Source organism: Burkholderia sp. BCC0398 (genome assembly GCF_902833245.1).
In the GTDB taxonomy this organism is placed as follows: domain Bacteria; phylum Pseudomonadota; class Gammaproteobacteria; order Burkholderiales; family Burkholderiaceae; genus Burkholderia; species Burkholderia sola.
The window spans coordinates 66,727-78,861 of the sequence record NZ_CADFEM010000008.1; the positions used below are offsets into that span (position 1 = coordinate 66,727).

Annotated in this window: 9 protein-coding genes; 5 read left to right on the forward strand and 4 right to left on the reverse strand. The window is 65.6% G+C overall.

From position 1 onward, the window contains the following. Positions 1-28: 28 nt before the first annotated feature. Positions 29-925, reverse strand: coding sequence for a LysR family transcriptional regulator (locus HWX76_RS18615; protein WP_089490463.1), 897 nt, complete (start codon positions 923-925; stop codon positions 29-31). Between the two features lie 133 nt (positions 926-1,058). Between HWX76_RS18615 and HWX76_RS18620 the strand changes: the two genes are divergently transcribed. The 5 genes from HWX76_RS18620 (at position 1,059) to HWX76_RS18640 (ending at position 6,819) form a co-directional block, all read left to right on the forward strand. Continuing rightward, positions 1,059-2,483 (forward strand): M20 family metallopeptidase, encoded by a 1,425-nt coding sequence (locus tag HWX76_RS18620; protein WP_089490270.1) that lies wholly within the window; start codon positions 1,059-1,061, stop codon positions 2,481-2,483. A gap of 48 nt (positions 2,484-2,531) precedes the next feature. After that, the gene (locus HWX76_RS18625; RefSeq protein ID WP_124640014.1) at positions 2,532-3,818 is read left to right on the forward strand and encodes an MFS transporter; all 1,287 of its coding nucleotides are present in this window, start codon (positions 2,532-2,534) and stop codon (positions 3,816-3,818) included. 92 nt (positions 3,819-3,910) lie between these two features. Next, entirely contained in the window at positions 3,911-4,384 is a 474-nt protein-coding gene (locus tag HWX76_RS18630; RefSeq protein WP_124595506.1) for a hypothetical protein, read from the forward strand. A 300-nt stretch (positions 4,385-4,684) separates the two neighbouring features. Further along, positions 4,685-5,362: a heavy metal response regulator transcription factor gene (locus tag HWX76_RS18635; RefSeq protein WP_050014215.1), complete on the forward strand. Its 678-nt coding sequence runs from the start codon at positions 4,685-4,687 to the stop codon at positions 5,360-5,362. Next, on the forward strand, positions 5,359-6,819 hold the full coding sequence (locus HWX76_RS18640) for a heavy metal sensor histidine kinase (protein WP_176016154.1): 1,461 nt from the start codon (positions 5,359-5,361) through the stop codon (positions 6,817-6,819). Before HWX76_RS18635 ends, HWX76_RS18640 begins: the two co-directional genes overlap by 4 nt. Positions 6,820-6,949: 130 nt before the next feature. Here HWX76_RS18640 and asnB read toward each other — a convergent pair whose 3' ends face one another. The 3 genes from asnB to HWX76_RS18655 all read right to left on the reverse strand — a co-directional run bounded on the left by asnB (position 6,950) and on the right by HWX76_RS18655 (position 12,098). After that, positions 6,950-8,770: an asparagine synthase (glutamine-hydrolyzing) gene (gene asnB / locus HWX76_RS18645; protein ID WP_176016155.1), complete on the reverse strand. Its 1,821-nt coding sequence runs from the start codon at positions 8,768-8,770 to the stop codon at positions 6,950-6,952. A gap of 402 nt (positions 8,771-9,172) precedes the next feature. Beyond that, a complete protein-coding gene (locus HWX76_RS18650; RefSeq protein ID WP_176016156.1) occupies positions 9,173-10,714 on the reverse strand; it encodes an efflux transporter outer membrane subunit in 1,542 nt (513 codons plus the stop codon). Positions 10,715-10,745: 31 nt separating this feature from the next. Next, positions 10,746-12,098, reverse strand: a complete 1,353-nt coding sequence (locus HWX76_RS18655) for an efflux RND transporter periplasmic adaptor subunit (protein ID WP_176016157.1) — start codon at positions 12,096-12,098, stop codon at positions 10,746-10,748. Positions 12,099-12,135 lie beyond the last annotated feature (37 nt).

Below are 12,135 nucleotides of genomic sequence, written 5' to 3' on the forward strand. Positions count from 1 at the left end.
GTGACAACAGTGCGACGTCGCCGTGTACCTAATCGGCCGTTTGCAGTTGCTTCACCAATTCGCCAACGAAGTCGATCAATACGGTCGACAACACTCTTCCGGTCAAGGTCTGGATCTGGATCGCACGCAACGACATGCCCGGATGATCGATCGGTATCGCTACCAGACCGTCCGTCGCCAGACGCGCCTGCACCGTCAGGCGGCTCGTCAGGGACACGACCCCCGACATTTGAGTGAATGCATACAGCATGTTGGAGTTGTTGCAGGTCAGGACAGGCTCGAAGAGAAGATTCTCCAGGCTCGCCGTCGTATCGAAAAGCTGACGGATCGTCGTGCCGCGGTCAAGCAGCGCAATCGGGAAATTCCGCAACTCCGCCATCGATACCGTCGCACGCCCGGCCAGCGCGTGAGAACGGGGCATGACCGCGCAAATGGGTGCGCTCTGCGTGTACTCGACGTTGATCTCCGGCTCTCGTACGACACCGAACGTCAGGCCGATATCGGCTTCGCCGTTGCGGACGTGTGCCGTCACCTCTTTCGGCGCTGTCACTGCCACCTCGAAACGGGTACCGGGCGACTTTTCCAGAAATTGCGTGATGGCGCGAGGGAGAACATCCCGGGCAAACGCCTCCGACGTCGAGACGCGGATCGTGCTCCGATCGAATGAGTTCAGCGCCTTGATCTCGTCGATCACCTGCTGACCTTCGAGCAGGGTTCGTCGGACATGCGCAGCCAACAGCTCCCCGGCCTTGTTGGGGACCATGCCGCGCGCCTGACGCTCGAACAGCGGGCAGCCGACCTCCTCCTCGAGCTTCGTCATCTGACGGCTGATCGCCGAGATCGAAACGTGCAGCTTCTCGGACGCCTCGCTCAGCGAACCGGTATTGGCAACGGCAAGGAAGTATCGGAGTGCAGCGTTGTGCATGACGGCCGCCAAGTTTGCGTTATTGGAAAGCAGGGCACGCAAAAAAGTCAATTGTAGTGCGCGTTTTGGCTCCGTACGCTTGATCCATCAGGCTTGAACAAACCGCTCTTCCACAATACACGCGAGGATCGTCATGACGCGCCGCCAAGCAATCGACTCTGCCACAACATATTTCGATTCGGGGGGCTTCCTGAAAGATCTCGCGCGACGCGTCCACATGATGACGGAAAGTCAGGATTCCGGAAGGGCCGACGATCTCAGAGCCTACCTCGCCGACGAGATCGTCCCGTCGATCGACCGTATGGGTTTCGAGTCTCGTATCGTCGAGAACCCGGTTGCGGGGAGCGCGCCGTTCTTGATTGCGACGCGTATCGAGGATCCCTCGCTTCCGACGATCCTGATGTACGGGCACGGTGATGTCGTCCGTGGCCATGACGGACAGTGGAAGGACCAGATGTCGCCATGGAACGTCACGGTTGAAGGAGACCGATGGTTTGGGCGGGGCACCGCGGACAACAAAGGGCAACACACGATCAACCTGGCCGCGCTGGAGCAAGTCGTCGCGGCCAGGCATCGACGCCTGGGTTTCAATGCGACGCTGCTGCTCGAGATGGGGGAAGAGACCGGATCGCCCGGGCTGCGCGCGGTCTGCGAGCAGAACCAGGACCTTCTCGCCGCCGACATTCTGATCGCTTCGGACGGCCCCCGGGCCAGATCGAACGTCCCTTGCGTTTTTCTCGGGTCGCGCGGGTTCGTCAACTTCACGCTTTCCGTCCGGCTCCGGTCGGGCGCACATCATTCCGGAAATTGGGGCGGGGCGCTCGGCAATGCCGGCACCGTCCTCGCCAACGCGATCTCGTCGCTCGTCGACGGGCGGGGGCGGATCCTCGTTGACGCGCTGTTGCCGACGCATATTCCGGATGCGGTGCGGACTGCGCTGAAGCATATTGCCGTCGGCGGCGGACCCAACGATCCTCACGTCGATGCCGATTGGGGCGAACCCGGCTTGACCGCCCAGGAGCGCGTCTATGCATGGAACGCGCTGGAAGTACTGGCCTTTACCACCGGTAACCCGACCAGCCCGATCGGCGCGATTCCGCCCGTTGCGCACGCGCATTGCCAACTCAGATACGTCGTCGGTACGGATTGCGAGCGTATCGAAGAAGTCTTGCGGCATCGCCTCGACGCATGCGGGTTCGATCGGGTCGAGGTGGCCATCGGCGAGCGGATGGGCGCCACGCGCCTGCCGCCGGAAGATCCGTGGGTCGCATGGGCGCTCGATTCGATCGAGCGGACGACCGGCAAGCAGCCGGATTTGCTGCCCAATCTTGGCGGGTCGCTGCCCAACGACGTCTTTTCCGAGGTGCTGGGCCTTCCGACGGTCTGGATTCCGCACTCATACGGCGCCTGCTCGCAGCATGCACCGAACGAACACCTGCTTGGAAGTGTCGCGCGTGAGGCGCTTCAGATCATGGCCGGCATATTTTGGGATCTCGGGGAGTCGGCATCCGCCGTCCGGGATCGGCGCAAGGAAGGAGTGCTTGTCGCCCAGGCATAAGACGCCAATTTTTAATGCACTTGTTATCGTAGGTTACCGGAGAATGAGATGCGTACGATGGAAATGGTGGATGCCGCGCCCACAAGAGAACAGGCTCCAAACGTGTTGCGACTGGTGTCCGCCGCGACGGTCGGCAATGCCTTGGAGTGGTTCGACATACTGATTTATGGATTCTTCGCGATCTCGATTTCAAAGGCTTTCTTTCCGGCGTCGAGTAGCGGGGTCTCCCTTCTTCTGACGTTCGGGACGTTCGCGATCTCGTATTTGGCCAGGCCGATCGGCGCGCTCGTGCTGGGTTCGTATGCGGATCGCCGCGGTCGCAAGGCATCGATGATGGTGTCGATCGTGACGATGATGATCGGCACGACGACGATCGCACTGACGCCGAGTTACGCGTCGATCGGCGTGATCGCACCGATTCTGGTCATCTGCGCTCGACTGCTTCAGGGCTTTTCCGCGGGCGGCGAGTTCGGCAGTACCACTGCATTTCTGGTGGAACAGTGTCCCGAACGCAAGGGATTGTTCGCCAGCTTCCAGTTCGCGAGTCAGGGATTGAGCTATATGCTCGCGGCCGGTTTCGGCGTTCTCCTGACCTTGACGCTCGATGCAGACGCCATCGACGCATGGGGCTGGCGCATACCGTTTCTCTTTGGCGTGTTGATCGGCCCCGTCGGCCTGTACCTGCGAAAGCACGTGCATGAGGCCGACGGCGCAACGCGTGAAAAGCGCGAATCGTTCCCGGTAAGGGAAGTGTTCGTCAACCAGAAAGCCAGGATGTTGTTGGCGATCGGTACGCTCGTCCTTTCCACCGGCGCCAGCTACGTCATTCTTTACATTCCGACCTACGCGGTACGTGAGCTTCATCTGCCCGCCAGTTTCGGCTTCATCGCAACGACGTTGACCGGCGCCATCCTGACGTTCGTGACGCCGTTCGTCGGCTATCTGTCGGACAGGATCGGCCGCGTCAGGCTGATGATCTGGGCCGGGATGGCATTCATTCTGACCATTTATCCGGTTTTCAAATTGCTTGGCGCGCATCCCGATCTGGGAAGGCTCATTGCGATGATGGCCTGGATCGGGACCCTGAAGGCGGTCTATTTCGGCGCGCTGCCGGCGCTGATGGCGGAAGTATTTCCGACAGAAACCCGAGCGACGGGCATGGCCATCAGCTACAACATCGGCGTCACGCTTTTTGGCGGTTTCGCGCCGCTGATCGTCGCATCGTTGATCCATCAGACAGGCAATTTGGCATCGCCGGCGCTTTACCTGATGTTGCTCGGCGTGCTGAGCTTGATGGCGTTGCGCGGATGCCGATCAATGTTGAATCTCCGATAAGGCAGCGCATCGAGAGAATCCCGCACAGTCGAGCGATTGCTTCGCCCGGTGCGGTCCGAGACTGTTTCGACGACATGCGAGGAGAGATCGGGATGAGTGCAAGGAAACTGGACACGGTATCGTCGGTCGCGTCGACGTGGAATTGGCTGTTGCCGCCTTCGGAGCGGGCCCGCGTGTGTGTCGTCATTGATCCGAGCCTCGGCGTTGCCGCGGTTTCGGCGATCGTAGCCAGCTTCACGGCGATGCCGGAAGTCGCGCTTCTCCAGATTGACGATCCCGTCGATGCACACCGTGCATGGAGCGCGTCGCTCATGCCGGGTAACGGTCCCGATGCGGCGAAGACGAGCGCGGAGTGCCGATCGGGTCGATTGCCGCGAGGCGTGCCGTTGCTGGTGTGGTCGACACGCCCGCAAGACCTCGACTGGCTCGGCGGCATCGAAGGGAACAGGGTGCGGGCCCTCGTAACCTTCGAGGATGACGAGGTCGAAATGCAGGTATCTCGTCTTCTCACGCTGGTTCTGAAGGAACTGAAGCACGCGATCGCCGAGAACATGTTGATCTATTAATACGATCAAAATGGTCTTGCTTCGGCATGCGGCCTTCCGGATTTCATCGAGTCATTTCAATGCCGGAGAGCGGGCGCGATGCACCGCCTGCGATAGCCGACCGCACGGCAATTGGTCGAAAAAGTCGCGCATCAGGACCGACGGCGCGGGAATCCGCCGTCTGGCGCCGCGACCGCACGCCAGGCTGACCGTCCGATTACCGTTTTGTCATCTACGCCGTTCGCGCCTGCACGGAGCGAAGCCGTGTCGCCGTTTCCGGGTAACATCGCCGGATGTCCCCACGAATGCGACGGAGCCGCGATGCGCATCCTGATAGTCGAAGACGAACCGAAGACGGGCGCGTACCTGAAGAAGGGGCTCGAGGAATCGGGCTTCAGTGTCGATCTCGCGAAGGACGGCGCTGAAGGGCTGATGCTCGCGCAGGAAGAGCGTTACGACGTGATCGTGCTCGACGTGATGCTGCCCGTGCTCGACGGCTGGGGCGTGCTCAAGCGGCTGCGCGAAACGCACACGACGCCGGTGCTGTTCCTGACCGCGCGCGACGACGTGCAGGACCGCGTGCACGGCCTCGAACTCGGCGCCGACGACTACCTCGTGAAGCCGTTCGCGTTCGTCGAACTGCTCGCCCGCATCCGCACGCTCGCGCGTCGCGGGCCGCCGCGCGAGACCGAACACCTGGTGGTCGGCGATCTGGAAATCGACGTGGTGCGCCGCCGCGTGAAGCGCGGCGCCACGCGGATCGACCTGACGCCGCGCGAATTCTCGCTGCTGCAGCTGCTCGCGCGCCGGCAGGGCGAGGTGCTGAGCCGCACGCAGATCGCGTCGTACGTGTGGGACATGAATTTCGACAGTGACACCAACGTCGTCGAGGTCGCGATCCGGCGCCTGCGCGCGAAGATCGACGATGCGTTCCCGGTCAAGCTGATCCATACCGTGCGCGGCGTGGGCTACGTGCTCGAACCGAAGGACGACGCATGACGCGCCCGCGCTCGCTTGCGGCGACGCTCGCGCTCGCGTTCGCCGCAACCACGCTCGCCGCGTTCGCGCTCGTCGGCGCATACGTGTATGCGGGCCTCGAGCGACAGGTCAACACGCAGGACGATCTGGACATCGTGCTGGCCGCGCGTCACACGCGCCGGCTCGCGGGCGAACTCGAGTCGCTCGACGCGGTTCGCGCGCACGCGGAGCGGCTCACGAGCCAGGTGCTGGGCAACGAGGCGCTGTCGATGGTCGTCGTCGATGCGCAGGGCGACGTGCTCGCGCGCCACAACGTCCGGCTCGCGGCGCTCGACGACGCGCCTGCGGCCGCATCCGTTCCGCTGGCGGACGCGCAGCTGTTCGCGCCGCACGCAGTGCCGGTTCCGTCGAACGACCGGATCACGGCCGACCGGCTCGTCACATGGACCGCCGGCGGCGGCACGCCGATGCGCGGCGTCCTGATCGAGGCCGCACTCGGCGACCGCACGCCGATCCGCATCGCGATCGCGCGCAACATGCACGACCGGGCCGATCTGCTCGAAGGCTACCGCGACCGGCTCAAGCTTGCCGGCGCGCTCGGCGCGCTGTTCGCGCTGCTGCTCGGGTACTGGCTGATTCGCCAGGCGCTCGCGCCGCTGCGCGAGATCGTCGACGACACCGGCCGGATCACGGTCGACAAGCTCGACACGCGGCTCGATGCGTCGCGCGCGCCGCCCGAACTGCGCGCGCTCGTCGATGCGCAGAACGCGATGCTCGGCCGCCTGCAGCAGGCGTTCGCGCATCTGTCGCAATTCAGCGCCGATCTCGCGCACGACTTGCGCACGCCGCTGAACAACATGCGCGGCGCGACCGAAGTCGCGCTCGCGCGACCGCGTTCGGTCGACGAGTACCAGACGCTGCTCGAATCGAATCTCGAGGAATACGACCGTCTCGCGCGGATGATCGAGAACGTGCTGTTTCTCGCGCGCGCCGAGCACCCGAGCTTCGTCACGCGGCAGCGCGCATTCGACGTGCGCGAGGAACTCGAGCGCATCGCCGAGTATTTCGAGGGGCTCGCCGACGAAGCGGGCTCGACGCTGCGCGTCGACGGGCACGGGCAACTGACCGCCGACGTCGAGCTGTTTCGTCGCGCGGTGGGCAACCTGCTCGCGAACGCGCTGCGTTACACGCCGGCCGGTGGCGTCATCACGCTCGCTGTCGACGAAACGCCGGACGCGGTGCGCGTCGTCGTCGCGAATCCGGGCGAGCCGATCGATCCCGCGCTGCTGCCGCGGATCTTCGACCGGTTCGTGCGCGGCGACCCCGCGCGCAGCGGCGGTGTGCCGGGCGGCACGGCCGGGCTCGGCCTTGCGATCGTGCGCTCGGTGATGGAACTCCACGGCGGCACCGCGCAGGTCGAAAGCGACGCGCGCGCCACGCGGTTCGTGCTCACGTTCAACCGGCCGCCGGCAGCGTGACGGCGGGTTCGGGCCGGGCGGCGGGCGCGTAGAACGCCACTTCGAAGCCTACCGGTTCGCAAGCGCTGGTCGGGTTCGACACAAAGATTGAGATGCTCCTTCTCGGGCACCACGCAAAACGAGGCTCGCCTCATGGCATGCTCACGCCGTGAACCCGCGACCAGTGAGCCAACGAGCACGCCCGAAACATGATGGCGCGTTCTTGCTCATTCAGCGGCGATGGATCGGCGCAGCGGCGCTGCAGCCGGGGTACGTCGAGCAAGCCGGCGATGCGGTCGGCGTCCGTAGCCAGTATTTCGCGGGTGTGCTGGCGCAATGCCTCGCCGTTGCCTTGATCCTTGGGTAAGGCCGATTTCCTGCGCAGGCGCACGGCTTCCGGCAACGCACCGCGCGACGCTTCACGCAACATGGCCTTTTCCACGCCATCACGTAGCGCCAGTTCGGCCGGAATGGTGGCAGCCAGGTCCAGAACTTCGGTATCGCTGAAGGGGATGCGCGCTTCCAGTCCATGTGCCATCCCATGGATATCGCCGTTATGCAACAGCCGCTGCAACCAACGATGGCGCACCAGCCATTGCGTGGCGCGCAGACGTGAGGCGGGCGTATGCCAATCGTGTCCGGCGGCGATCGCCAGTTGGCGATAGACCTCGCCGTAGTGTTGCAACGGTTGCGCCAGCAGGCCGGGCCGTAGATAGGGATCGGCGGTCAAGCGTTGCAGGATATGGGTCGGGTCACGGGTGGCGTGCGGGTCGAGCAAGAAGTGATAGCCGTAGTGCGTTTCATCGGCGGCATCGCCGACCAATACCGCCTTGACGCCCGTGCTGGCGGCTCGCGCCAGGTAATGTTGCGCCAGCTCCTGTTCCCACGCGGGCAGTGCATCGTTCTGCGTGGCCAATTGCAGCAGATCCTGGGCGAGTGTCGAGCGCGTCGGTGTGACGTCTTCGCGTGGCAGACCCAATTCATCGGCGGCCTGCTCGGCGAAAGGTTGATCATCGGAAGCCACGATCAGCGAACGCGCGTAGTCGTAGCGATGGTGATCTTCAAAGCGAATGGTGAAGCAGAGCGGTGTCGCACCTGCCGCTCGCGCCAGGCCGCCGATCAGCGTGGAGTCGAGGCCACCGCTGAAAAACAGGCCGACCGGTGTATCGGCGATCAAGCTGCGCTGGACGGCTGCGGCGAGGCGCTCGCGCAGCGCGGGAGCGATATCGTCGGCCCGGGTGGCCGGGTTTTCGGCAATCTCCGGCGCCCAGCGCGATAGCTGCAAGCCATCGCGATCCACGCGCAGCAGATGCCCGGGCGGCAGGTACGCCATGCCTTCGAACATGGGTTGCGCCACGCCGCTGAAGAAAGGCGCCACCAGGTATTCCAGCACGGCGTCGATATTCGCACGCGGCGCTTGCATCGCGGGCAGCAGTCCTTTGGCCTCCGACGCAAACAGGAATTCCGGCCCCTGTTGCAGGTAAACGAACGGCTTGACGCCCAGCCGGTCGCGCGCGGCAAAGGCGCGTTGACGATGGGTGTCCCACACCAGGAACGCGAACATGCCGTTGAAGCGCCGAAGACACACTTCGCCCCAAACCGCATACGCGGCTAGCACCACCTCGGTGTCGGTGTTCGTACGGAAGGACCAGTGTGCGCTCAGTTCGCGGCGAAGCTCAGCGTAGTTGTAGATTTCACCGTTGTAGACCAGCACGTAACGATGGTCGGCACTGCACATCGGCTGCGCGCCATGCTCGGCGTCGAGTAGCGCCAAACGGTCGTGAGCAAGCACGGCGTGTTGGTCATGCCATAAGCCCCGGCCGTCTGGCCCACGATGCCGTTGTCGCTCGCGCATGGCGAGCACCCGCTCGACCTGTGCGGGTGCCTGGCCGTCGTAGCGAATCAGCCCAGCCAAGCCGCACATCAGACGGTCGCGCCCGGTTGAACGGGGGCGAGCAACAGCGTGGTCCATCGCTGTTGCCGTTCGAAGTTTCTGCTAACGGTCACCACAGATACGGCTAATGGGAAAACTTGTGGTAGTGCCGTCAGCAAAGGCTGAGAGCGACGTTCTTTTTGTGTCTGCACGCGTTGCGCTCATGCAAAAAACGGGGGACGTATGCGCGAAGATTTTGCTAATGCGCCTTCAAGCGCTTGCAATGTCGGATTGGGTTCATGAGCGGCGTAATGAGGAAAGCTACTCGTGACAAAAGCATAGCGTGCACGTAACGGATGATCAACAAATTGGTGCGTGCACAACAATATAACCATCATCCGAAGCCCGGTGGGGCGGCTCTAGTGGTTGTCCTAGACAATCGCAAGTGCGCCGCGAAAGGATTTTTGCGGGCATAGCGCGCGGCACGCGTTCCTTGCAGGTTCAACCAGCCGCCGGCGGCGTGACGGCGGGTTCGGGTTGCGCGGCCCCGGCCTGTTCCTTCACGCCGGTGTTCGATTCCGCACCAGAGCCTGCGTTCGCCCCTGTCTGCCAGCCACCACCCAATGCCTTCAGCAACCCGACTTCCGCCTCGATCCGCCGCGCGTCGATCTGATCGGCCGTGCGCCGGTTCGTCAGCGCGATCGTCTGCGCGGTCACCACGTCCAGATAGCTGACGGCGCCCGCATTGAAGCGATTCGTCGTCAGCCGCAGCGACAGGTCGGCCGCGTCGGTCGCGCGTTGCTGGCTGCCGGCTTCGGATGCGAGCGCACCGATCGCGGACAACTGATCCTCGACCTGCTGGAACGCGACGAGCACGGTTTGCCGGTAATCGGCGACCGCGCCGTCGTATTGCGCATGCGCGCCGCGCAGCGACGCGCTGCGGCGGCCGCCGTCGAACAGCGTGCCGGCGAGTTGCGGGCCGAGCGACCAGAACAGGCTCGGCGCGGCGAGCCACGGCGCGAAGAACGAACTCTCGAGGCCGGCGCTCGCCGACAGCACCAGATCGGGAAAGAACGCGGCGCGCGCCTCGCCGATCTGCGCGTTCGCGGCCGCGACACGGCGCTCGGCCGCCGCGATGTCGGGCCGCCGCTCGAGCAGTTGCGACGGCACGCCGGCCGGAATGGCCGGCACGTGGAACGCCTGCACGCGCGGCGGCAGCGCGAACGTCGATGCGCTCTCGCCGACGAGCGTCGCGATCGCGTGCTGCAACTGCGCACGCGACGCGTCGATGTCGGTGTCCTGCGTGCGCGTCGATTCGAGCTGCGTGTCGGCTTGCGCAACCGCCGACGCGTCGATCGCACCGGCCGCGAGTTGCTGCTTGAGCAGCGTCAGCGCGTCCGCGTACGCGTGCACCGTGTCATCGAGCAACTGTTTCTGCGTGTCGAGCGAGCGCAGCGCGAAATAGTCGGTCGCGAGTTCGGCCGTGACCGACAGCTTCACGGCCTGCAGGTCGGCCGCGCTCGCGGCGGCATTCGCCTGCGCGCTGGTCACCGCGTCGCGCACGCGGCCGAATACGTCCGGTTCCCAGCTCGCGGCCACGCCGGCCTGGTAGTCGGGCGTCGTCTTGCCGGCGAGCGACGAACCGAGCCGGTTCTGCGACACGCGCGAGCGGCTTTGCGCGACGCCCGCCGTGATCGTCGGCAGGAACCCGGCGTGCTGATAGTCGACCATCGCGCGTGCCTGCTGCAGGTCGGCGACGGCTTTCTTCACCGTCTGGTTCGACACGTCGACGCGGGCTTCGAGCGTGTTCAGGTCGGCGTCGCCGAACACGGTCCACCACGCGCCGCGCGCGGCGGCGTCCGCGGGCATCGCGACGTGCCAGCCGGCTTGCGCGGCCGGTGCGGCCGGCGCGCCCGCGTAGTGCGCGGGCACCGCGACGGCGGGCGGCGAATAGGGCGGCAGCGTCGAGCAGGCGGTCAATGTGGCGACGGCGCCGAGCGCGACGATGCGGCGAGCGAACGGGAGCGGATGAAGAAGGCGCATGGCAGGCATCTCGTGGGTGGTCGTCGATGGGTTAGCCGCGGGCGGGCGCCGGAGCGGGCGTTGAAGCAGCGCGTGCGACGCCGGCCGCGCGCAGCGGCGGCACGTCGCGCGCACCGGTCGCGGACGCCGGTTGCGCGGCCTGCGCGGACGAAGCAGCAACCGGCGCCGCATCGTGCGAGGTCGCCACGATCTTCACGGCTTCCCCAGCCGTGATCGCATCGCCCGGGTTATCGATTACGCGATCGGTCGCCGCGAGCCCCGCGACGATCTCCACGCGCGTGCCGAAATCGCGCCCGATCTGCACGGTCTTCAGCGCGGTGCGTCCGTTCGCGCCGACGGTGGCGACCGTCACGCCGTTCGGGCGGAACAGCAGCGCACTGACCGGCAGGTCGAGCGCCGGCGCCGCGCTCGGCAAGACGAGATGCGCCTGCGCATACGCACCGGGCATCAGCGTGCCGTCGCGGTTGTCGACGTCGATCTCGACGCGCAGCGTGCGCGTGACGGGATCGATCGCGCCCGCGCTGCGCGCGACACGCGCGGCAACGCGCCGCCCCGGATACTGCGGCGTCGTCAGGTAGACCGGCGTGCCGGTCGATACGCCGGCCGCGCTGTCCTGCGGCACGTCGACGAACACGCGCAGCGTGTCCGTCTGTTCGAGATGGAACAGTTCGCCCGACAGGCCGGGGCTGCCGGGCGTGCCGCCCGCGGTGACCAGCGTGCCGACGTCGACGTTGCGTGCGGTGATCACGCCGTCGAACGGCGCGGTGACGGACTCGTACGACACGAGTTCGGCAAGGTGCGCGACGTTCGCCTGCGCGGACGCGAGCATCGCGCGCTTCGCGTTCATGTCCGCGACCTTCGTGTCGGTGTCCTGCTGCGACACCGACTGCGTTTTCAGCATGTCCTGCCAACGCTGCGCGGTCGATTTCGCATAGTCGTAGTTCGCCTGCGCGCTCGCTTCGTCGGCGCGCGCCTGGCGCAGCTGCGCATCGAGATCGGGCGCCGAGATCTGCGCGAGCGTCTGGCCGGCCTTCACGTGCGTGCCGAGATCGACGCTCCAGTGCGCGATATAGCCGCTCGTGCGCGCATAGATCGATGCGTCCGCATAGGGCGCGACCGAGCCGGGCAACGTCAGCGTCTGGTCGGCCGGCGCCGCGCCGGGCACGACGATGGACACCGGCAGCGCCTGCTGCACGGCCACCTGCGCACGTTGCGCGGCGCGTGCGTCGATACGCGGCACGATGCCGAGCGCGAGCAGCGCGGCGGCGAGCGCGACGGCCGCGAGCGGTACGGCCAGCTTGCGGCGGCCGCGGGCCGGCGGGGTGTCGGGGGCACCGCCGCGGGCGGCGGGCGGCGGGGCGACGGGTTCGATCGAGTCGTTCATGATGGGTCCGGGGTCGGGCGAATCGATGGATAGGAAA

Bases quoted from the DNA above. Each gene is read 5' to 3' on its own strand.
- HWX76_RS18635 (WP_050014215.1), top strand. From the start codon at position 4,685: ATGCGCATCCTGATAGTCGAAGACGAACCGAAGACGGGCGCGTACCTG.
- HWX76_RS18620 (WP_089490270.1), top strand. From the start codon at position 1,059: ATGACGCGCCGCCAAGCAATCGACTCTGCCACAACATATTTCGATTCG.
- HWX76_RS18650 (WP_176016156.1), bottom strand. From the start codon at position 10,714: ATGCGCCTTCTTCATCCGCTCCCGTTCGCTCGCCGCATCGTCGCGCTC.
- asnB (WP_176016155.1), bottom strand. From the start codon at position 8,770: ATGGACCACGCTGTTGCTCGCCCCCGTTCAACCGGGCGCGACCGTCTG.
- HWX76_RS18630 (WP_124595506.1), top strand. From the start codon at position 3,911: ATGAGTGCAAGGAAACTGGACACGGTATCGTCGGTCGCGTCGACGTGG.
- HWX76_RS18615 (WP_089490463.1), bottom strand. From the start codon at position 925: ATGCACAACGCTGCACTCCGATACTTCCTTGCCGTTGCCAATACCGGT.
- HWX76_RS18640 (WP_176016154.1), top strand. From the start codon at position 5,359: ATGACGCGCCCGCGCTCGCTTGCGGCGACGCTCGCGCTCGCGTTCGCC.
- HWX76_RS18625 (WP_124640014.1), top strand. From the start codon at position 2,532: ATGCGTACGATGGAAATGGTGGATGCCGCGCCCACAAGAGAACAGGCT.
- HWX76_RS18655 (WP_176016157.1), bottom strand. From the start codon at position 12,098: ATGAACGACTCGATCGAACCCGTCGCCCCGCCGCCCGCCGCCCGCGGC.